Source organism: Acidovorax sp. ST3 (assembly GCF_003231145.1).
GTDB lineage: Bacteria > Pseudomonadota > Gammaproteobacteria > Burkholderiales > Burkholderiaceae_C > Acidovorax.
The window spans coordinates 282,457-303,396 of sequence record NZ_QKVP01000004.1; the positions used below are offsets into that span (position 1 = coordinate 282,457).

The 20,940-nt window shown below is 67.3% G+C and carries 22 protein-coding genes; 9 read left to right on the forward strand and 13 right to left on the reverse strand.

Going from position 1 to position 20,940, the window contains the following annotated elements; genetic code table 11:
* Positions 1-6: 6 nt before the first annotated feature.
* From DNK89_RS13990 to mnmG, 9 genes are all read right to left on the reverse strand, one after another.
* Positions 7-1,362, reverse strand: a complete 1,356-nt coding sequence (locus tag DNK89_RS13990; protein ID WP_110960592.1) for a hypothetical protein — start codon at positions 1,360-1,362, stop codon at positions 7-9.
* Between the two features lie 237 nt (positions 1,363-1,599).
* Positions 1,600-2,517, reverse strand: coding sequence for a ParB/RepB/Spo0J family partition protein (locus DNK89_RS13995; RefSeq protein WP_110960593.1), 918 nt, complete (start codon positions 2,515-2,517; stop codon positions 1,600-1,602).
* A 40-nt stretch (positions 2,518-2,557) separates the two neighbouring features.
* Entirely contained in the window at positions 2,558-2,854 is a 297-nt protein-coding gene (locus DNK89_RS14000) for a cupin domain-containing protein (protein WP_110960594.1), read from the reverse strand.
* 25 nt (positions 2,855-2,879) lie between these two features.
* Positions 2,880-3,149: a hypothetical protein gene (locus DNK89_RS14005; RefSeq protein ID WP_110960595.1), complete on the reverse strand. Its 270-nt coding sequence runs from the start codon at positions 3,147-3,149 to the stop codon at positions 2,880-2,882.
* On the reverse strand, positions 3,146-3,688 hold the full coding sequence (locus DNK89_RS14010) for an alpha/beta hydrolase (protein ID WP_110960596.1): 543 nt from the start codon (positions 3,686-3,688) through the stop codon (positions 3,146-3,148). The genes DNK89_RS14005 and DNK89_RS14010 overlap by 4 nt, the downstream gene beginning before the upstream one ends.
* Before the next feature lie 34 nt (positions 3,689-3,722).
* Positions 3,723-4,535 (reverse strand): ParA family protein, encoded by an 813-nt coding sequence (locus DNK89_RS14015; protein WP_110960597.1) that lies wholly within the window; start codon positions 4,533-4,535, stop codon positions 3,723-3,725.
* A gap of 24 nt (positions 4,536-4,559) precedes the next feature.
* A complete protein-coding gene (locus tag DNK89_RS14020) occupies positions 4,560-5,174 on the reverse strand; it encodes a LysE family transporter (RefSeq protein ID WP_110960598.1) in 615 nt (204 codons plus the stop codon).
* Between the two features lie 118 nt (positions 5,175-5,292).
* Entirely contained in the window at positions 5,293-5,976 is a 684-nt protein-coding gene (gene rsmG, locus DNK89_RS14025; protein ID WP_203422276.1) for a 16S rRNA (guanine(527)-N(7))-methyltransferase RsmG, read from the reverse strand.
* Positions 5,973-7,958: a tRNA uridine-5-carboxymethylaminomethyl(34) synthesis enzyme MnmG gene (mnmG, locus tag DNK89_RS14030; protein ID WP_110960600.1), complete on the reverse strand. Its 1,986-nt coding sequence runs from the start codon at positions 7,956-7,958 to the stop codon at positions 5,973-5,975. Before mnmG ends, rsmG begins: the two co-directional genes overlap by 4 nt.
* A 329-nt stretch (positions 7,959-8,287) precedes the next feature.
* Here mnmG and DNK89_RS14035 point away from each other — a divergent pair, with 329 nt between their 5' ends.
* The 6 genes from DNK89_RS14035 (at position 8,288) to gstA (ending at position 12,646) form a co-directional block, all read left to right on the forward strand.
* The gene (locus tag DNK89_RS14035; protein WP_110960601.1) at positions 8,288-8,884 is read left to right on the forward strand and encodes an NADPH-dependent FMN reductase; all 597 of its coding nucleotides are present in this window, start codon (positions 8,288-8,290) and stop codon (positions 8,882-8,884) included.
* A 12-nt stretch (positions 8,885-8,896) separates the two neighbouring features.
* The gene (locus DNK89_RS14040; protein WP_110960602.1) at positions 8,897-9,163 is read left to right on the forward strand and encodes a YkgJ family cysteine cluster protein; all 267 of its coding nucleotides are present in this window, start codon (positions 8,897-8,899) and stop codon (positions 9,161-9,163) included.
* Positions 9,164-9,340: 177 nt separating this feature from the next.
* Positions 9,341-10,219, forward strand: a complete 879-nt coding sequence (locus DNK89_RS14045) for an RNA polymerase sigma-70 factor (RefSeq protein WP_110960603.1) — start codon at positions 9,341-9,343, stop codon at positions 10,217-10,219.
* Between the two features lie 224 nt (positions 10,220-10,443).
* On the forward strand, positions 10,444-10,899 hold the full coding sequence (locus tag DNK89_RS14050; protein ID WP_110960604.1) for a carboxymuconolactone decarboxylase family protein: 456 nt from the start codon (positions 10,444-10,446) through the stop codon (positions 10,897-10,899).
* Between the two features lie 248 nt (positions 10,900-11,147).
* The gene (locus DNK89_RS14055; RefSeq protein WP_110960605.1) at positions 11,148-11,921 is read left to right on the forward strand and encodes a class II aldolase/adducin family protein; all 774 of its coding nucleotides are present in this window, start codon (positions 11,148-11,150) and stop codon (positions 11,919-11,921) included.
* 116 nt (positions 11,922-12,037) lie between these two features.
* On the forward strand, positions 12,038-12,646 hold the full coding sequence (gene gstA / locus DNK89_RS14060) for a glutathione transferase GstA (RefSeq protein WP_015011911.1): 609 nt from the start codon (positions 12,038-12,040) through the stop codon (positions 12,644-12,646).
* 8 nt (positions 12,647-12,654) lie between these two features.
* On the opposite strand, the gene DNK89_RS14065 is transcribed toward gstA, so the two are convergent.
* A complete protein-coding gene (locus DNK89_RS14065) occupies positions 12,655-13,881 on the reverse strand; it encodes a YbfB/YjiJ family MFS transporter (protein ID WP_110960606.1) in 1,227 nt (408 codons plus the stop codon).
* Positions 13,882-14,051: 170 nt separating this feature from the next.
* Here DNK89_RS14065 and DNK89_RS14070 point away from each other — a divergent pair, with 170 nt between their 5' ends.
* Entirely contained in the window at positions 14,052-15,155 is a 1,104-nt protein-coding gene (locus DNK89_RS14070; protein ID WP_110960607.1) for an alkene reductase, read from the forward strand.
* A gap of 24 nt (positions 15,156-15,179) precedes the next feature.
* On the opposite strand, the gene DNK89_RS14075 is transcribed toward DNK89_RS14070, so the two are convergent.
* The 3 genes from DNK89_RS14075 to DNK89_RS14085 form a co-directional block, all read right to left on the reverse strand.
* Positions 15,180-15,767 carry a hemerythrin domain-containing protein gene (locus DNK89_RS14075; protein WP_110960608.1) on the reverse strand — a complete coding sequence of 196 codons (588 nt, stop codon included), beginning with the start codon at positions 15,765-15,767 and terminating at the stop codon, positions 15,180-15,182.
* Between the two features lie 154 nt (positions 15,768-15,921).
* A complete protein-coding gene (locus DNK89_RS14080) occupies positions 15,922-17,589 on the reverse strand; it encodes a methyl-accepting chemotaxis protein (RefSeq protein WP_110960609.1) in 1,668 nt (555 codons plus the stop codon).
* A 118-nt stretch (positions 17,590-17,707) separates the two neighbouring features.
* Positions 17,708-19,969 (reverse strand): cation-translocating P-type ATPase, encoded by a 2,262-nt coding sequence (locus DNK89_RS14085; protein ID WP_110960610.1) that lies wholly within the window; start codon positions 19,967-19,969, stop codon positions 17,708-17,710.
* 167 nt (positions 19,970-20,136) lie between these two features.
* Here DNK89_RS14085 and DNK89_RS14090 point away from each other — a divergent pair, with 167 nt between their 5' ends.
* Together DNK89_RS14090 and cueR are read left to right on the forward strand one after the other, a co-directional pair.
* Positions 20,137-20,343 carry a heavy-metal-associated domain-containing protein gene (locus DNK89_RS14090; RefSeq protein ID WP_056056939.1) on the forward strand — a complete coding sequence of 69 codons (207 nt, stop codon included), beginning with the start codon at positions 20,137-20,139 and terminating at the stop codon, positions 20,341-20,343.
* A gap of 36 nt (positions 20,344-20,379) precedes the next feature.
* Complete coding sequence (gene cueR / locus DNK89_RS14095; protein WP_203422278.1) at positions 20,380-20,898, forward strand: Cu(I)-responsive transcriptional regulator; 519 nt, start codon at positions 20,380-20,382, stop codon at positions 20,896-20,898.
* The last annotated feature ends 42 nt before the right edge of the window (positions 20,899-20,940 follow it).

The following is a 20,940-nucleotide window of genomic DNA, read 5'->3' on the forward strand; positions in this document are numbered from 1 at the left end:
CCGTTCTCAGCGGCCAAAAATGCCGCGCAGCAGATTGACGGGGTTGACCACGTTACCCGCGTCCGTGCCGCCGTCGCCTGCGGGCGGCTGGCCTGCGGGCGCACCACCCATGCCGCTGGAATAAGCGCCTGTGCCGCCCGACGGTGCAGCGGGTGCTGCGCCCATGCCGCCACGGCGCCCCTGCATCTCCTCGCCCAGCATGGCCATGGCGTGCGACTTCACACGCACGCGCACCGACCATTCGGGCTCCCACGCGGCCTTGGGGTCGGCCGGACGGGGTGGATACACGATGTGGCTCTCGCCACCGTAGGCCATCATGCGCAGCATGGGCGTGGCATCGCGCCCGCCGCCCGCAAAGATGCCCTGGGGGATCGCGCACTGCGTGGTCTCGGGCTGCAGAAGCACGCGCTCCTTGAGCCAGCGGTCGATGGTGGCGGGCGAGAGGTAGTCAAACAGGCCCATGCCGGTGTCGGGCGTTTCGGCGCTGGACCACATGATGAGGTCGTCCCCGCTTTGCGACATGGCGTGCAGGTAATAGGCGCGCGCATTGCGCACCGGCTGCCAGCTGGTGCCCATGCTGTCCTGCGGCTTGCCGGTGGTGCGCAGGTCGATGGCGGGCATCAGGTCCTGCGCCGCGCCCAGCGTGAACTTCATCGAGGCAGGCACGCCGTCGCCACGCACCTGGTGCTCGCCCACCACCGAGCTGTCCCGCGACAGGCTGACCTGGTTGCGTTCGTTGGGGTACAGCGCATAGGCCGGGCCCACGCGCGGGCCCCGGTCGGGCACGGCACGGCCTGCAAAGGCCTGGGCGTAGTCAGAGGGCTTGGAACGCGCCAGATCGATGACGCGGGGCTGGCCCGCACGCACCGCGCTACCGCAGCCCCAGTACAGCAGGATGCGGCCCTTGGGCTGCTGTTGCTGGTACTCACGCGGCACTTCGCCCGGCTCGGTCTGCGTGGGCTGGGCACGCGGCGGGATCAGCGGCAGGGACTCGCCCATGCGCATGCCGTGCGGGATGGACTGGCTGGCCTCGACGCCGGGGCGCAGGCTGTTGTGCAAGGCGATATCGATGACGCGCGGCGGCATGATGGACATGGCGCGGGCGTTGCCATACGACGTGTTGCTGCCGCCCCCCATGCCCGGCGCAGCGCCGCCGCCCATGCCCCCCATGAGGCCCCCGAGCATGCCGCCGCCACCGGGCAGGCTGTCCATCTCGGGCATGCCGGCCATGGTGCCGGTGGACAGGTCCATCCACAGCTGCACCTTGGGGGCCTTGGTGTTTTGGGCCTGGGCGCCCAGGCTGGCAATGCACAGGCCGGCGGCCAGGCAGGCGGGGGTCAGATAGCGCAAAGGGGTTGTCATCGGGTCTGCTCCAGGAGATACGTGGATCACCCGGCAAACCATCGTGGGCCGCAAAGCGGCTTCGTCGCCGCCCTGTGAAGAGGCCTTGCGGTCAATCCGGGTGTGTTGAACGCAGCGCAGTGTAGGCCCCGCAAGGACGCATTTTGCCCGTGCAAGTTACTTGTGGAAACCGTTTCTGTGCGCTATTTCACGCCATCTTGCGCGGCGACAACGCCGCGCCCCGGAGCGATGAGCGGGTCAACCGCGCAGGCGGTCGATCAGCCCGTTGAGCGCCTCCAGCGACCCGAACTGGATCGCCAGCTCGCCCATGTCCTCCACCCGGCCGTTGCGCTTGACGCGCTTTTTCACGCGCACCTCGACCTCGGCCATCAGCAGGTCCGACAGCTCTTCTTCCACGCGCTTCAAATCGCGCGACTTTTCCTTCTGAGGCTTTTGTGGCACCAGACTGAACTCGGCGCCGATCTTCTTGACCAGCGCCTCGGCCTCGCGCACCGACAGCTTCTTGGCCGCGATCTGGTTGCCGGCCGTGATCTGTGCGGCGCGGTCCAGCGACAGCAGTGCGCGCGCATGGCCCATGTCGATGTCGCCCGCCATCAGCATGGTCTGCACGGGCTCGGCCAAGTTCAACAGGCGCAGCAGGTTGCTGGCGGCGCTGCGCGAGCGGCCCACGGCCTGTGCAGCCAGCTCGTGCGTGAGGCCAAACTCCTTGACCAGGCGCTGCAGGCCCTGGGCTTCTTCCAGCGGGTTGAGGTCTTCGCGCTGGATGTTTTCGATGAGCGCCATGGCAGCGGCCGACTCGTCGGGCACATCGCGCACCAGCACCGGCACCTCGGCCAGGCCCGCCAGGCGCGAGGCGCGAAAGCGCCGCTCGCCCGCAATGATTTCGTACTTGCCCGCGTGCTCCCCGCCCGTGAGGCGCCGCACCAGGATGGGCTGCATGATGCCCTGGGCCTTGATGGACTCGGCCAGCTCGTACAGCGCGCCCTCGTCCATGCGCGTGCGCGGCTGGTACACCCCCGGCACCAGTTCGGACAGCGGCAGGCTGCTGGGCAGGCCCGCTTCGGCGGCCTGGGCCTGTTCCACTTTGTCTTCGACCTTGGGGCCCAGCAGGGCTTCCAGGCCTCGGCCGAGGCCCTTGGGTTTTTTGGTGACCATGAAATGCGTCTCGCGAAAGGAAAAAGGAAAGGAGGAAGAATCAGCGGTCGATGATGACCAGCGTGCCGTGGCTGCCCGGCGCCACGGCGTGGGGCACGCCTGCGGGCACGATGAACACCTCGCCCACGTTCACCTCGGTGACCTGCCCTTGCAGGTGCAGGCGCATGCAGCCGTCCAGCACCAGCAGGGCTTCGTCAAAGTCGTGCGACTCGTCGGGGTAGGCCGCGTCATCCATGCGCAGCACCTTGAGGTTGGCACCTGCAGCGCGGCCCACTACCGTGGAGTTCCAGGCGCGGGGCAGTTGGTCGGCAAGGGCAGACAGGCTGATCTTGGTCATGGGTCGTTGGCCAGGGTTCAAAACGTCACAGTGCGGAGCGGCTCGCCACGCGGCGCCGCTTGCGGCTGCGCCACAGGCGCAACCACACACCGAAGGCCACCGCGAGCAGCACGAGGGCCAGCATGAACTGCCCCAGCGCGCCCACCACCACTGCGCTGCTGGGCAGCAGCCAGGCCAGCACCACCTGTAAGGCATCGCCAAGCCAGTAGAAGTCAGCCGTGACCCGCCGAGGTGGAGGGACAGCGCCGTCCGCCATCACCGGCGGGCGCTTGCGCCAAAAAACCCAGCGGCTCATGCCGGGGTGGCGAGCTGCAGCAGCCAGCCCTGCCCCTCGTCCCAGTCGCCCAGCCCGGATTCGGCATTGATGTGCCCGCGCTCGCCATAGTCCACAAACCGCGCACCCCAGGCCTGCGCCAGCCCCTCGGCACGCTCGAAGCTGCAGTACGGGTCGTTGCGGCTGCCCACCAGCACGGCCGGGAATGGCAGCGGCTGGCGCGCAATGGGCGCCCAGCCGTGGATCTGCGCGGCCAGGTCGGGCCGCTCCACATCGCCCGGGGCCACCAGCAGCGCGCCGCGCACCTTGGCCGCATGGCGGGTGTGTGCTGCCCACCAGGCCGTCAGGATGCAGCCCAGGCTGTGCGCCGCCAATACCACCGGGCCGTCGGCATCGGCCACGGTCTCTTCCAGGCGCGCGGACCAGTCGCCGCGCAGCGGGCGCATCCAGTCGTGCTGCTCCACGCGCTGGTAACCATGTGCGGCCTCCCAGCGGCTTTGCCAGTGGTCGGGGCCAGAGTTCTGCCAGCCGGGCAGCAGCAGGATGTTGGAGGCTTTCATTACTATCAATTTAATAGCTAGCAGCGCATATCATTCAAGCGCCTGCGGCCATTTTGGCCATGGAGGCTGCGGCTGGGGGCATGGTTTTCACACGCGCAACCATCTCCTCGGCAAACTCCACAAAGGCCTGGCTGCCCTTGGCGGCCGGGTCGAACACCACACCGGGCAGCCCGTAGCTGGGCGCCTCGGCCAGGCGCACGTTGCGCGGAATCACGCTGTTGAACACCTTGTCGCCAAAGTGGCCCTTGAGCTGGTCGCTCACCTGCTGCTGCAGCGTGATGCGCGGGTCGAACATCACCCGCAGCAGGCCGATGATCTGCAGGTCGGCGTTGAGGTTGGCGTGCACCTGCTTGATGGTGTTGACCAGGTCCGTGAGCCCTTCCAGCGCAAAGTACTCGCACTGCATGGGCACGATCACACCGTGGGCGCTGCACAGGCCGTTGAGGGTGAGCATGGAGAGCGACGGCGGGCAGTCGATGAGCACGAAGTCGAAGTCGGCATCCGCCTCGGCCAGCGCGGCCTTGAGGCGCTTTTCGCGGTGCTCCAGCGTCACCAGTTCCACCTCGGCACCCGCCAGCTCGCGGTTGGCGCCCAGCACCCAGTAGCCACATTTGTCCGACAGCACGGCCGCCTCCTTCACCGAGGCGGATTCGAGCAGCACGTCGTACACCGTGAGGTCGAGGCTGCGCTTGTCCACGCCCGAGCCCATGGTGGCATTGCCCTGCGGGTCCAGGTCCACCATCAGCACGCGCTGGCCGATCTTGGCCAGGCCGGCAGCGAGGTTGACGGTGGTGGTGGTCTTGCCCACCCCACCCTTTTGATTGGCAACGCAAAAGATCTTGGCCATGTGGGTGCTGCAGTTCGTGTGGTGTTATTTGGAGATGGCGAGCTTGATGCCAAAGCCGATCAGGAAGATGCCCGCGACTTTTTCCAGCGCGCGGCCGATGCGCGGGTTGGCGCGCATGCGCTCGGCCAGGTGGTGCGTGAGCAGCACGGCGATCAGGCCATAGAGAAACGTCAGTGCCGCCACCGTGGCCGCCATCACGCCAAAGGTCAGCATGCCCTGGTGCCGGGCCGGGTCGACAAACAGCGGAAAGAACGCCATGTAAAACACGATGGCTTTGGGGTTGAGCAAAGTGATGAGCCCGGCCTGCTTGAAGTAGTGGCGCGGCTCGATGTTCAGGATGGGCTGGGCGCCCGGCTTGGCCGTGACCATCTTGAAGCCCAGCCACGCGAGGTAGGCCGCGCCCAGCCATTGCACGGCGTTGAAGGCCGCCGGGTACGTGGCCAGCAGCGTGGCCACACCGGCCACCGCCGCCCACATCAGCACCTGGTCACCCGCAATCACGCCCATGGTGGCGGCCAAACCGCCCTGGATGCCGCCCTTGCTGGTAGAGGTGATGAGCGCCAGATTGCCAGGACCTGGGATGAGCAGAAACAACACAATGGCAGCGACAAAGGCGCCGTAGTCTGCGATGCCGAACATGGTTTCTCCTGGTGCGCGGGGAGGGTGCGATGGGAAGAAGCACCCGGGTGAGCAGCCGAGTTTACGCGAGCCCCCTGCCCTGGCTGCCGAAAAGTCGGCAGCCCGGTGGTCCGGGTGATCAGGTGGGCTTCATACAGACGATGCAGCGCTCGGCATCCAGGCCCGGGACCGTGAGCTGTTCCACGTGAAACACCGACACATCCGCAGGCAGTGCGGAGATTTCGTCCTCCGGGTGTTTGCCCTTCATGGCGAGCCACACACCGTGGGGCGCGGCCAGTGCGCTGCGAGACCAGGTGACAAAGTCCGGCAACGAGGCAAACGCGCGGCAGCTGATGAGGTCGAACGGCGTGGTTAGCGTCTCGACCCGCGCATGCACGCCATGCAGGTTGCGCAGCTTGAGCGCCACCGCCGCCTGCTGGATGAAGGCTGCCTTCTTGCCCACGGTGTCCACGCAGCTCACATCCACGTCCGGGCAACAGATGGCAAACACCACGCCGGGCAGGCCGCCGCCCGATCCGACATCCAGCAGCTTCACCGCCGCCACCCCGCCCTGCTGCAGGCCTGCCACATGCCTGCGCAGCGGCGCCACGGCGGCCAGGCTGTCCAGCAGGTGGTGCGTCATCATCTCCTGCGGGTCGCGCACGGCGGTCAGGTTGTAGACCTTGTTCCACTTCTGCAGCAGCGCCAGGAAGTCCATCAACAGCCCGACCTGCGCATCGCTCAGGTCCAGCGCCAGCGCATCGGCCCCGGTTTGCAGTTGCTGGCGCAGGTTGTCGTGGTTGGTATTCACCGCCATCGTCATGCCGCCACTTCGCCTTCTGCCTTGGCGGGCGTTGTCGGAGCCACGGCGAACTCCTTGAACCCGCCCTTCTTCAAGTGCACCATCAGCAGCGAGATCGATGCGGGCGTGATGCCCGTGATGCGCGAGGCATGGCCCAAGGTCTCGGGCCGGTGGCGGTTGAGCACCTGGCGTGCCTCGATGCTCAGGGCGGTGACCTGCATGTAGTCCAGGTCGGGCGGCAAGCGCAGCTTCTCAAAATGCGCGGCACGCTCCACTTCATCCTTCTGGCGGTTGATGTAGCCCGCGTACTTGGCGGCAATCTCCACCTGCTCCACCACCGGTTCGCTCAGGTCGCCCAGGGCTTCACGTGAAACATCGGCGGTTGCGTACTTGCCGCCGTCCATCGACATCAGGTTGGCATAGCCCACATCCGGGCGGCGCAGCAGTTCAAACAGGTTGTACTCGTGCTCAATGCTCTTGCCCAGCACACGCTCGGATTCGGCGGCAGGCAGGTTGCGCGGGTTCACCCAGGTGGCTTTCAGTCGCTCTGTTTCACGTGAAACCGCATCGCGCTTGCGACTGAACGCATCCCAGCGCGCATCGTCCACCAGACCCATCTGGCGCCCTATTTCGGTCAGGCGCATGTCCGCGTTGTCCTCGCGCAGCTGCAGGCGGAACTCGGCCCGGCTGGTGAACATGCGGTAGGGCTCGGTCACGCCCTTGGTGATCAGGTCGTCCACCAGCACGCCCAAATAGGCCTCGTCGCGGCCGGGCAGCCAAGGGGCATCGCCCCGGCATTGCAACGCGGCGTTGATGCCCGCGAACAGGCCCTGGGCTGCCGCCTCTTCGTAGCCGGTGGTGCCGTTGATCTGCCCGGCAAAGAACAGGCCCTGGATCTGCCGTGTCTCGAAACTGCTCTTGAGCGAGCGCGGGTCGAAGTAGTCGTATTCGATGGCGTAGCCGGGGCGCAGGATGTGCGCGTTCTCCAGGCCGGGCATGCTGCGCACCAGGTCGTACTGGATGTCGAACGGCAAGCTGGTGCTGATGCCGTTGGGGTAGTACTCGTGCGTGGTCAACCCTTCTGGCTCCAGAAAGATCTGGTGGCTGTCCTTGTCCGCAAAGCGGTTGATCTTGTCCTCCACACTCGGGCAGTAGCGCGGACCCACGCCCTCGATCTTGCCGGTGAACATGGGGCTGCGGTCAAAGCCGCTGCGGATGATCTCGTGCGTGCGCTCGTTGGTGTGGGTGATCCAGCAGGGCACCTGCTGGGGGTGCATCTGTGCATTGCCCATGAAGCTGAACACGGGCACGGTGCCCTCGTTCACGCCGCCGGGCATGCCGTCACCGGGTTGCTCGGTGCACTTCGAAAAGTCGATGCTGCGCCCGTCAATGCGCGGCGGCGTGCCGGTCTTCAGGCGCCCCTGGGGCAGCTTCAGCTCCTTGAGGCGTGCCGACAGCGACACGGCGGGCGGGTCCCCTGCCCGGCCCGCAGCGTAGTTGTTCAGCCCCACATGGATCTTGCCGTCCAGGAAGGTACCCGCCGTCAGCACCACGGTGCGGCTGCGGAAACGGATGCCCACCTGCGTGACGGCGCCCACCACCCGGTCGCCCTCCACCATCAAGTCGTCCACCGCTTGCTGGAACAGCCACAGATTGGGCTGGTTCTCCAGCATGCGGCGGATGGCGGCCTTGTACAGAATGCGGTCCGCCTGCGCCCGCGTAGCGCGCACCGCAGGGCCCTTGCTGCTGTTGAGGATGCGGAACTGGATGCCGCCCTCGTCTGTGGCCAGCGCCATGGCGCCGCCGAGCGCATCCACCTCTTTCACCAGGTGGCCCTTGCCGATACCGCCAATGCTGGGGTTACAGCTCATCTGCCCCAGCGTCTCGATGTTGTGGGTCAGCAGCAGCGTTTTGCTGCCCATGCGCGCAGCGGCCAGCGCGGCCTCGGTGCCAGCATGGCCACCGCCGACAACGATCACATCAAATTCCTGGGGGTACAACATGGGGAACACTCCGGGGCCACGGTGGGCCCGACATTCAAAACCGTCTGCCGTCCTGCGACGGCCCCACAAGAGCGGGTCGCACGGCGGCGGGCTGCGCCACTACCGGCCCACCAGGGCGGCAAGGGTGCAAGGGGAAACCCGCGATTTTCCCACCTTTGCATGCTTTTTGTGCAAAGCCCTGGGCACAGCGGCTGCACCAACCGTCCGCAGTGCGGATGGCCGCCGCTGCCTGGGGCAGATGTTCCACGTGAAACAAGCACCCACCCCCACGCGACGGAGAGCGGCAGCTTGCAGTATTCCTGCCCCGGCTTTGTGCTCCAATGGTTCGCATGACCACCCAACTTCTCATCTTCGCGGGCAGCACCCGCCAGCAATCCTTCAACCGCAAACTGGCCCACGCCACCGCTGCCATCGCGCGCGATGCAGGGGCCAGCGTCACGCTGATGGAGCTGTCGGACTTCAACATCCCGCTGTACAACGCCGACCTCGAAGTCCAGGGCACGCCCGCCGACGTGATCCGGCTGAAGGAAATCCTCTGGCAGCACCCGGCCTGGATCATCTGCTCGCCAGAGTACAACGGCAGCTACACCGCCCTGCTCAAGAACACCATCGACTGGGCCTCCAGCCCCGTCAAGGGCAACCCCGACTGGCAGGACGGTGGCAAGAGTTTTCGCGGCAAGGTCGTGGGCATGCTGAGTGCCTCGCCCGGCGCCCTGGGTGGCCTGCGCTCGCAAAGCCACCTGGCACCCCTGCTGATCAATGCCGAATGCTGGCTGGCGCCCAAAGCGTTTGCCCTGGGCTCGGCAGGCAGCGCGTTTGACGACAGCGGCGCCCTCGTCCAGCCAGCCCACCGCGACCGCGTGCGTGCCGTGGTGGACCAGGTGCTGTGGGGCGCCAGCCGCCTGCAGCCCGCTGGCGGCCAATAAGGCGGCCCGCCCGTGGACTGCCGCCCCGGTTGCGGCGCCTGCTGCACCGCCCCTTCCATCAGCTCGCCAATCCCCGGCATGCCCCAGGGCAAACCGGCCGGGGTGCGCTGCATTCAGCTGGGGGACGATGCGCGCTGCCGCATCTTTGGCCAACCCGAGCGCCCGGCGGTGTGCGCAGGGCTGATGCCCTCTGCCGAGATGTGCGGCAGCAACCAGGCACACGCCCTGCACTACCTGTACCGGCTGGAATCGCTCACGCAGCCGGCCGCACGCCCGTAGCCTGTCTCGCGAGGCCTCGGAGGGACACTGCAGGCGTTTCAAGCCCAAAAGTGAACTCAAGCGCCAGTGCCACATGCACTAGCAGCTATAAAAACGATAGTTCCAAGCCAGGCTGTCACAAACCGCAGGTGTGCGCCGTCTGTGCTTCACTGAAAGCACTCCACCGCCGCCATTGCCATGACCACCTCTACCGACCCCTTCACCACCCTGCGCCCTCGCCTCTTCGGCATTGCCTACCGCATGCTGGGCGTGCGGGCCGACGCCGAGGATGTGCTGCAGGACGCCTGGCTGCGCTGGAGCCGCACCGATGCCAGCACCCTGCAGTCGGCCGAGGCCTGGCTGGTGACCATCGTCACGCGGCTGTCCATTGACCGGCTGCGGGCGCTCAAGGCCGAGCGCGAGGCCTATGTGGGCTGGTGGCTGCCCGAGCCGCTGGTGGAGCTGGACGCCCACACGCCTGAGTCGGCCGCCGAGCTGGCGGGCGAGCTGTCGGTGGCCTTTCTGTACGTGTTGGAGCGGCTGGGGCCCGAGGAGCGCGCGGCCTTTTTGCTGCGCCAGGTGTTCGACTACGACTACCCCGAGATCGCCGCCCAGCTGGGCAAGACCGAGGCCAGTTGCCGCCAGATGGTGCACCGCGCCAGCGAGCGTGTGCAGCAGGCACGCACCCGCTTCGAGGTGCCGCAGGCGGTGCACCACCAGTTGCTGCAACGCTTCATGAAAGCCGCCCAAAGCGGCGACCGCCATGCCATTGAGGCGCTGCTGAGCGAAGACGCCCAGCTCATCGGCGATGGCGGTGGCATCGTGCCCTCGTTTCCCAAGCCGCTGGTGGGGCCGTTTCGCATCACCAACCTGTACTGGGCGGTGTTCCGGCGCCTGGGCGCGCAGGTGGTGTACCGCATGGCGCTCATCAACGGCGAGCCGGGCCTGCTGCGCTATGTGGACGCGCGCATAGAGTCGGCCCAGGCGTTTGTGACCGATGGCGAGCGCATCGTGGCCATCTACGCTGTGCGCAACCCGGACAAGCTGGCCGGCATCCCGGCCATGCTGCCGCTGTAAAGACACGGGCATAGCACCGTTCGCGCAGACCATCACGCGGGCACCTCCGGCGAGTGCGCCAGGGCAGAAAAAACGCAGGCCACCTGTCACAACCGGGCGCGGCGCAGCGTCTTGAAGGGTATGGAAGACGGCAGTGTGGCCACACGGTAGCAAGGCCACAAGGCTACACACGAGCGCCGTCTTTCACCGCCGTTATCAACACCCTTTCACACCAGGAGTTTTCCATGTCGCAACACAGCGCCCGCCTGCCCTACCACCAACTGTCGTCCAAGGCCTTCATGGGCCTGGTCAACGTCTCTGAAACCATCAAGAAAGGCCCGCTGGGCACCCGGCTGGCCGAGCTGGTGTTCCTGCGCATCTCGCAGATCAACGGCTGCGCCTACTGCATGGACATGCACTGGAGCGCGCTCGTCAAGGACGGCGCCGATCCGCGCCACCTCAACGCTGTGGCTGGCTGGCGCGAGGCACCGTTCTTCAACGAACGCGAACGCGCCGCCTTCCGCTGGGCCGAGATCATCACCGCCACGCCCCACAGCGACGCAAGCGATGACGAGTACGCCAAGCTGAAGGCCCTGTTCTCCGACGCCGAGATTTCCGACCTGGGCTTTGCCATCGCCATCATCAACGCCTGGAACCTGCTGAACGCGGGCATGCGCGCACCGATTCCACAGGCCGGCTGAGCGCTGGCCGACGAGGGGTACGGGCCGGTGAAGGGGACATCGGCCCGTGGGGCCCGCTGCGGGCGCCATGCACCAAAGATTCGGGTCAAAATGGCTGGTAGCGCTAGTGAGTCATGCCTCTTTTGCTATCAATAAAGAAGCGCAAGGCACCCGACACATGGCCACGGGTGTAGCCTGCCTGACAGACCCAGCCACCGCCCCGCCATACAGTGTTGTCTTCCCACCCACAACACCGGAGACACCCACCCATGCTCAACATCCCCTCGCTGCAAGGCAGCGTCAGCCCTGAAGAATGGCAGCTGCGCTGCGACCTGGCCGCGTGCTACCGGCTCGTCGCGCTGTACGGCTGGAGCGACCTGGTCTTCACCCACATCAGCGCCAAGCTGCCCGAGTCGGTGTCAGGCCCGGGCGAGCACCATTTCCTCATCAACCCCTACGGCCTCATGTTCGACGAGATCACGGCGTCGAGCCTGATCAAGGTGGACATGCTGTGCAACAAGCTGCACGACTCGCCCTTCCCCGTGAACCCTGCCGGCTTCGTGATCCACAGCGCCGTGCACGAGGCCCGGCCCGAGGCGGGCTGCGTGCTGCACACCCACACGCGCGCCGGCGTGGCCGTCAGCGCGCAAAAGGGCGGCGTGCTGCCCATCAGCCAGCAAAGCACCTTTGTACTGGGCTCGCTGGCGTACCACGAGTACGAAGGCGTGGCCTTCCGCGACGAGGAAAAGCCGCGCCTGCAGGCCGACCTGGGCGATGCCAACTTCCTCATGCTGCGCAACCACGGGCTGCTCACCGTGGGCAAGACCATTGCCGACGCCTTCCTGTCCATGTACACCTTCGAGAACACCTGCCGCATCCAGATCGACGCGCAGGCCGGCGGCGAACTGACGCAGGTGAACCCGCAGATCGTGACCGGCGTGGCCCAGGCCATGCGCGTGCAGACCGGCGGCCTGGGCGGCGCCTTTGCCTGGCCCGCGCTGCTGCGCAAGGTGCAGCGCGACCTGCCCGGATTCGACAGCTGACGCGACCCCTCCCCGCTGCACCACGCAGCGGGCGCCGGGATTGCGCCCCGGCGCCTGCAAGAATCCGGCGCAGCGCATAGGATCGGCGGTTTCCGACCGTTTTCAAGGACCGATCCATGAAGCTTTACTACTCCCCCGGCGCCTGCTCCCTGTCCCCCCACATCGCCTTGCAAGAGGCCGGCTTGGCCTACACCCCCGTGCTGGCCAGCACCAAGAGCCACAAGCTGCAGGACGGCACCGACTACTACACCATCAATGCGCTGGGCTACGTGCCCGTGCTGGAGCTGGACAACGGCGAGCGCCTGCGCGAAGGCCCCGCCATCGTGCAATACATTGCCGATCAAGTGCCCGACAAGCAGCTCGCCCCCGCTAACGGCACCCTGGCGCGCTACCGCCTGCAAGAGTGGCTGACCTTCATCGGCACCGAGCTGCACAAGGGCTTCAGCCCCCTGTTCAACCCCGCCACCCCCGAGGAGTACAAGCCCATGGTGCGCGAACGCCTGCTGCAGCGCCTGCAGTGGGTGGACAGCCAGCTCGCCGGCAAGCAGTACCTGATGGGCGACCAGTTCACCGTGGCCGACGGCTACCTGTTCACCGTGACCAACTGGACGCAACCCACCAAGCTCGACATCTCCGGCCTGGCCAACCTGGCGGCCTACCGCGAACGCGTGGGCGCCCGCCCCGCAGTGCAGGCGGCCATGAAGGCAGAAGGCTTGCTGAAGTAAGGCTGGGGCTACAAGGGGCGCTGCCGCCACGCCACCAGCGCCCCCACCCACAACGCGCAGGCCGAGAACACCAGCCCGCGCGCCAGGCCTCCAGGCCCATCGGCGATCCAGCCCACCACCGTGGGCCCCACGATCTGCCCGGCCGCAAACACGATGGTGAACGCGCTGATGCCGCTGGCCCACAGCGACTGCGGCAGGTTGTGCCGCACCAGCGCCGTGGTCGATGCCACCACCGACAAAAACACCCCGCCAAACAGCAGCCCCGAGGCCAGCACCACCGGCCACGCGCCCGTGATGGCGGGGAGGATGGTGGCCACGCCCAGCAGCGCATTGAGCCGCGCCAGGGCTTCGCCGCCCCGGCTGCGGTCCAGCAGCCCGGCCCAGATGCGCGACGACAGCACCACGGCCAGCCCCAGCAGGGCGTAGAACAGAGTCACCTCGCCCGCACCCCGGCCCTGCTCGCGCAGCAGCGCCACCACAAAGGTCATGTAGCCGATGTAGCCCACGCCAAACAGGCCGTAACCCAGCAGCGCAGGGGCCAAGGCCCGCCAGCGCACGCGGTCGGGCGCTGCAGCCGCCGGTGTGGTCGCGGATGCAGCCGCCACAGGTGCTGCCAGCCCGCTCAACACCCGCGCCGGCCACAGCAGCGCCAGCGTGGCCGCCACACAGGCCAACGCCAGCGCCCACCAGGCCCAGGTCCAGCCATGCGGCGCAGGCGCCACGCCCAGCACCGCGGGCACCAGCAGCGCCGACAGGCTGATGCCCCAACCCGTGCCGCCGTAGTACAGGCCCAGCAGCAATCCGCTGCGCCCCGGCACCTGCGCACCCAGCCGCGCCGCGAGCAAGCCCCCGGCAATGAACACCAGCGCACTGGCCCCACCAGCCAGCAGGCGCTGCGCCAGCAAGGGCGTTGCCTGCGTGAAAAACCCGCTCAGGCCCATGAACACCGTAGCCATCACCGCGCCCACCAGCAGCACTGCCCCCGGCGCCACGCGCCGCAACAGCCAGGGCGTGACCAGAGCACCGAGCAAGTAGCCCAGCGCATTCGCCGTGTTCATGCCCCCTGCCAGCGTGTAAGACCAGCCCAGGTCTTCTCGCATGGGCGGCAGCAACAGGGCATAGGCAAACCGCGTGATGCCCAGCGAAATGGCGGCCCCCATCGACAGGGCCACGGCAAGCCACAGGCTGCGCAACGGAGAGATGGAAAGCGGTGCGGAGGGCGGTGGCGAGGGCATGGCGGTCCATTCTCATGCAACCGCACCCGCGCCGCTTGCGCCGCCGGGACAGCACGGGGTTAACACAAAACCGGAGCCCTTGTTGACGCCAGTGTGCTGCACGTTTTGCGCTGCAGCATTAAGCTGCAAGGCTGCTTTGTTTGCACGTACCTCTACAGGACACCTTCAACATGACCTCTTTGTTTGAACCCACCCGCGCGGGCGACCTCCAGCTGGCCAACCGCATTGCCATGGCGCCGCTCACGCGCAACCGCTCGCCCGAGGCCATCCCCACCGACCTGGTCGCCACCTACTACGCGCAGCGCGCCAGTGCCGGTCTCATCATTTCCGAGGCCACAGCCATCAGCCCGCAAGCCCAGGGCTATGCCGATGTGCCGGGCCTCTATGGCACCGAACAGCTGGACGGCTGGAAGAAGGTGACCCGCGCCGTGCACGACGCCGGCGGCAAGATCGTGGTGCAGCTGTGGCACGTGGGCCGTGTCTCGCACACCGACCTGCAGCCGGGCAATGCTGCACCCGTCGCACCCTCGGCCGTGCAGGCCAACACCAAGACCGTGCTCATCAAGGACGGCGTGCCCACCTTCACGCCCACCTCCATGCCCCGCGCACTCGACGCCGAAGAGATCCCCGGCATCGTGCAGGACTACCGCCACGCCGCGCGCAACGCCATTGCGTCGGGTTTTGACGGTGTGGAAATCCACGCAGCCAACGGCTACCTGATCGACCAGTTCCTCAAGACCGGCGCCAACCAGCGCACCGACGACTATGGCGGCAGCATCGCCAACCGCGCGCGCCTGCTGCTGGAAGTGACCCGCGCCATCGTCGAGGAAATCGGCGGCGGCCGCACCGGCATCCGCCTGTCGCCCGTCACCCCCGCCAACGACATCGTGGACGCCGATCCGCAGCCGCTGTTCGACCATGTGGTGCGCCAGCTGGCGCCCCTGGGCCTTGCCTACATCCACGTGATCGAAGGCGCCACCGGCGGCCCGCGCGAGGTGGAAGGCCGCCCGTTTGACTACGCCGCCCTCAAGGCCGCCTACCGCGCAGCGGGTGGCAAGGGTGCATGGATGGTCAACAACGCCTACACGCGCGAACTGGCCGATGCCGCCCTGGCCAACGGTGCCGACATCGTGGCCTTTGGACGCCCCTTCATCGCCAACCCCGACCTGGTGGCGCGCCTGAAAGCCAACGCCCCGCTCAACGAGGTGAACCGGGCCACGCTGTACGGCGGCGGGGCCGAGGGGTACACGGACTACCCGGCGCTCAGCGCCTGAGTCCCCACCGAGCGGCGCTGCCGCTCAGGAGGGTGAACCGAGCCCGATCGGGCTCGGCGCCCGCATCACGATGCGGGTGAACAGGCGGTCATACGCCGCATCGCGCGGCTTGCCGGGGGCCAGCGGGTTGGTGTTGCTGGCAAAGGCCGCGTCGATGGCGGTCCAGTCGCTCGGCTGCAGGGCCTCCTGCGCGGCGGGCAGCACCACGGTTTCTTCCAGGCGCATGTGCTCCAGGTAAAAGCGGATGTAGCGCTCCAGCGCCAGCGCAAACGCCTCGCGGCGCGCATCGCCCATCAGCTCCCAGCCCAGCAGCAGGTGCTGCAGTTCGCGCACCGCGGCCTCGCCGCCGGCATGGTCTCGCTCCAGCTGGGCGATGGCCTCGGCCGCCTGGGGTGAGCGCTCGGCCACCTTGGGGAACAGCCACTGCGACTCCTTGGGGTGGTGCTGCCGCTCGGGAAACTCATCGATGTAGAACAGCATCGCCCGCATCACGTCAAAGAACGCAGCGGGCTCGTCACCTGGGCCCTGGTCCAGCATCAGGCGCAGCGAGTGCAGCACCGCTGCGAGCGACGCATGCTCCTCGCGAATGGTTCGCAGACTGATCGACGGCATGGCGCACTCCCCAGGTTCAACAAGGCCCCAAGGGTGCCACGCGCTCCCCGGTGCGCCCATGACGCAGGTCAATAAACCGCCGGGCAGCACCGCCCACAAAAAAGCCCCGCAGACCAGGCCTGCGGGGCTCGTCGAAAGGAAAGGCCTGGTGCGGTCAGTGCGTCAGGCGTGCCTGCGCAGGGCCTGCAGCCAGCGCCTGGGGCGCCTGGTCTGCATAGGGGGCAGCCACTGCGCCGCCGTGGCCATAGCCACCGGCCGATTCGGCCAGACGGAACTGCTGCACCACGTGCGACAGGCGCGCGGCCTGCTCGCGCAGCGACTCGGCAGCGGCGGCGGACTCTTCCACCAGCGCCGCGTTCTGCTGCGTCATGCGGTCGATCTCGCCCACCGAGCTGTTCACCTGGCCAATGCCGGCCGATTGCTCGGACGCTGCGGCCGTGATCTCGCCAATGATGTCGCCCACGCGCTGCACGCTGCTCACGATGTCCTTCATGGCCGTGCCGGCTTCTTCCACGTGGCGCACGCCGCCGTCCACAGCCGTCACGCTGCTCTGGATCAGTCCCTTGATGTCGCTGGCCGCCGCCGCACTGCGCTGCGCCAGGCTGCGCACCTCGCTGGCCACCACCGCAAAGCCCCGGCCCTGCTCGCCTGCGCGGGCCGCTTCCACGGCCGCGTTCAGCGCCAGGATATTGGTCTGGAAGGCAATGGAGTCGATCAGGCCGATGATGTCGCCGATCTTGCGGCTCGATGTCGAAATCTCGTGCATGCTGGCTACGGCCTGCTGCACCACGCCGCCACCGTGGGTGGCCATCTGCGAGGCCGACGCGGCCAGCTGGTTCGCCATCTGCGACGACGACGCCGTCTGTTGCACCGTGGACGTGAGCTGCGACAGCGAAGACACAGCTTCTTGCGCGTTACTGGCCGTCTGCTCGGTGCGTTGCGACAGGTCCTGATTGCCCGTAGCGATCTCCTGGCTGGCCGTGGCGATGTTGCCGCTGGCATCCCGCACCTGCGCCACCAGTGCGCTCAGGCCTTGCTGCATGTCGCGCAGCGCGCGCTGCAGGTCGGCCACTTCGTCCTTGCCCTCGGCAGCAATGTGCTGCGACAGGTCGCCGCCCGCAATGGCCTGGGCCATCTTGCGTGCTTCTTCGAGGGGCTTGCAGATGGAGTTCATGTTCATCAGCGTGGTGGGCACCACCACCACCACGGTGATCAGCACCGCCAGCACAAACAGCCACTTGGTCTGGTTGGACACCTCGCTCTGCTGCGCCACCGACTTGGACACCTCGGCGCGCAGCACCGAGTCCAGCTCGGCCATCAGCTTGTCGGCCTCGGCAAACTCGGCCACGGCCTTGCCGCTCATGCGGTTGGCAATGGTGGCGGTGTCGTAGCCGCCCGCCTCCAGCTGGCGCGCCACGTGCGCAAACAGCTCGCGATAGCTGTCCAGGCGCTTGACGATGTTGCGCACCACCGCGTTGTCAGAGTCTTCCCCGCCTTCCAGGAACTTGTTGGCAATCTTCTTGGCCTTGTCCTGGCTCTCCACCCACTTGGCATGGGCGGCCTTCACGGCTTCGGGCTTTTCGTAGCCAATGATCATGTCCTTCTCGTACTGGCGGATGGCCCCCATCTCGCCCCGCAGCTCGGCCATGCTGCTCACCTTGGCGAACGAGTGGTCCATGAAGTTCTGGCTCATGTCGTTGATGCGGAACATGCCCAGCATGCCCGCGCCCCCCAGCAGCCCCAGCAGGCCCAGCACCACGCCAATGGCGCCCAGCATGCGCAAACGTATGGTGAACTGCCGCATGAGCGAGAAGAGATTCATGATCTGTCGTCCTTGATATAGCTATGCCAATGCGGTCGCCGCACCTCCCCCGAGGCGACGGATTCGCAACAAATCGTTGCAGTTTGCCAGACATCGATGACCGTGCTGTACGTATTTATCACATGCGCCACCGCTTGAGTAGGAGGGCATTCGCCATCACGCTGACCGAACTCAGCGCCATGGCTGCGCCCGCCACCACCGGGTTCAGGTAACCCAGCGCCGCCAGCGGAATGCCCGCCACGTTGTATGCAAACGCCCAGAACAGGTTCTGGCGGATCTTCATCACCGTGCGGTGCGAAATATCCAGCGCCGCCGCCACCAGCATCGGGTCGCCGCGCATCAGCGTAATGCCCGCTGCGTGCATGGCCACATCAGTCCCGTTGCCCATGGCCATGCCCACATCGGCCGCCGCCAGCGCGGGGGCATCGTTAACGCCGTCGCCCACCATCGCCACATGATGGTGCTTGCCATCGGTGCCCTGTTGCAACGCAGCCACCTTGGCCGCCTTGTCGCCCGGCAACACCTCGGCCATCACCTCGCCCGCGGCCGGGTCCAGCCCCAGTCGACGCGCCATGGCCTCGGCCGCGCCCCGGTTGTCGCCCGACACCATCACGGTGCGAATGCCGCGCGCCTTGAGCGCCGCCAGCGCCTCGCGCGCGCCCGGCTTGGGCTCGTCGCCAAAGGCCATCAATGCCCGCAGCGCCAACCCTTCCGTGACCCGCTGGGCCACGGCGGACACCGTGGCGCCTTCGCGCTGCAACGCCTCCGCGCGGTCTGACAGCGGGCCCAGGCCCACCCCCAGCTCCTGCATCCAGCGCAGGCTGCCCACCAAGTAGCTCTCGCCGTCCACCTCGCCCTCGGTGCCGCGCCCGGGCACGGCGCGCACATCCTGCGCGGTGGCCACGTTGATCTGCCGCTCGCCCGCAGCCGCCACTACCGCGCGCGCCAGCGGGTGTTCACTGCCACTTTGCACAGCGGCCACCGCCGCCATCACCGCGCTGTCATCCAGGCCAGGCACCACCTCAAACGCCGTGAGCCGGGGCTGGCCCACGGTCAGCGTGCCGGTCTTGTCAAAGGCCACCGTGTCCACCTTGTGCGCCAGCTCCAGCGCCTGCACGTCCTTGATCAGGATGCCGTGTTTGGCCGCCACGCCCGTGCCCGCCATGATGGCCGCGGGCGTGGCCAGCCCCAGCGCACAGGGGCAGGCAATCACCATCACGGCCACGGCGTGGATCAGCGCCGCCTCCAACCCCGCACCCATGGCCAGCCAGCCCGCCAGGGTCACCAGCGCCACCACCAGCACCACCGGCACAAAAATGGCCGACACCTGGTCCACCAACCGCTGGATGGGCGCCTTGGCCGCCTGCGCGTCTTCCACCAGCCGGATGATCTGGGCCAGCACCGTCTCGGCACCCACGGCCGTCACCGCCATCACGATGCGGCCATCGCCGTTGATCGAGCCACCCGTCAGCGCCGCGCCCACGTCGCGCGCCACCGGCAGGGGCTCACCGGTCAGCATGGATTCGTCCACCTGCGTGTGGCCCTCGTGCACCGTGCCATCCACGGGGATGCGCTCGCCAGGCCGCACGACCAATTGGTCGCCCACCAGCACCTCGGACACGGGTACATCCACCTCGCCCTGCTTGGTGAGCAAATGCACCACATCGGGCCGCAGCGCATGCAGCGCACGGATGGCCGCCGTGGTCTGGCGCTTGGCGCGCGCCTCCAGCCACTTGCCCAGCAGCACCAGCGTGACCACCACGGCCGACGCCTCGAAGTACAGGTGCGGCACATGCCCCGGGTGGTCCGTGGGCGCCGTGAGCCACAGCCACATCGACAGGCCCCAACCCGCGCTGGTGCCCAGCGCCACCAGCAAGTCCATGTTGCCGCTCAGCGCCTTGGCCGCATGCCAGCCCGCCTTGTAAAACCGTGCCCCCAGGATGAACTGCACCGGCGTGGCCAGCACAAACTGCACCCAGGCGGGCAGCATCCAGTGCTGGCCGAGCAGGTCACCGATCATGGGCAGCACCAGCGGCGCCGACAGCAGCAGGCCAATGCCCACGGGCATGAAGCCCGCCCAGGGTGACAAGTCCTCAGGCGCGTCCTCCTGCCCCGCCGCACGCGGCTCGTAGCCCGCATTGCGCACCGCGCGGCGCAGGACCGCCTCCATGGCCGCGGCGTCAGCGCCTACCTGCGTGACAAAGGCAATGCGCGCAGACTCGGTCGCCAGATTGACCGAGGCCTCCTGCACGCCCGGCACCTTGCGCAGCGCGCGCTCCACGCGGCCCACGCAGCTTGCGCAGGTCATGCCAGAAATGCCCAGGTCCAGCGAGTGCACAGACCCGGGCGCGGTGTTGAGGGGGGTGGTGATGGTGTTCATGGCCGGGATGCTGATCCTTGACGTGATGGCAAGGTCAAGCATTGATATTGATCAACCCTCACATCATGAGTGTCTTGAGCGGTGTTTGACTCTGCCACGATGTCAAGCTTCAACATTCGCTTCGGTCGCATCCACGGCCACATTTCCAAACCCAACAAGGACACCCCATGGCAACCACCACCACGACTTTCCAAGTGCAGGGCATGACCTGCGGCCACTGCGAACGCGCCGTCACCCAGGCCGTGCAGCAGATAGATCCCGACGCCCAGGTGCGCATCGACCGCGCCAGCGGCAAGGTGGACGTGGACAGCACCGCCCCCCGCGAGGCCCTGGCCGCCGCCATTGCCGAAGAAGGCTACACCGTCGCGGCCTGAGCGCCACGCCACCACGCACCCAGCGAGGGCCACACCATGACCACGCCCCATTCCCCAGATGCCGCGCCGACCACGCGCGCCAAGGCCGCAGCACCCCGCCCCATCGCCTGGCCTGTGCCCATCGGCGTCGCTGCCAAGCGCGCAGGCATCTCGGCGCGCATGGTGCGGCACTACGAATCGCTGGGCCTCATCAACGGCGTGGCGCGCACCGACAGCGGCTACCGCCAGTACACCGAGGCCGACGTGCACGCCCTGCACTTCATCCGCCGCAGCCGCGACCTGGGCTTTTCGATGGAAGAAATCGCCGAACTGCTGGGCCTGTGGCACGACCGCAGCCGCGCCAGCAGCCAGGTCAAGCGCATCGCGCAGCAGCATATTGACGACCTGAGCGAACGCATCGCCCAGATGCAGGCCATGCAGCGCAGCCTGCAAACGCTGGTGTCCTGCTGCCAGGGCAACGACCGGCCGGACTGCCCCATCCTGGACGATCTGGCCTCCGGGCAGGCAGAACAACACGCCCCCCGGGCCTTGCGCAAAACACTACCAAATCAATAGCTGTTTGCGCATATTCCACTAGCGCTTGGAGCAGTTTTTGCT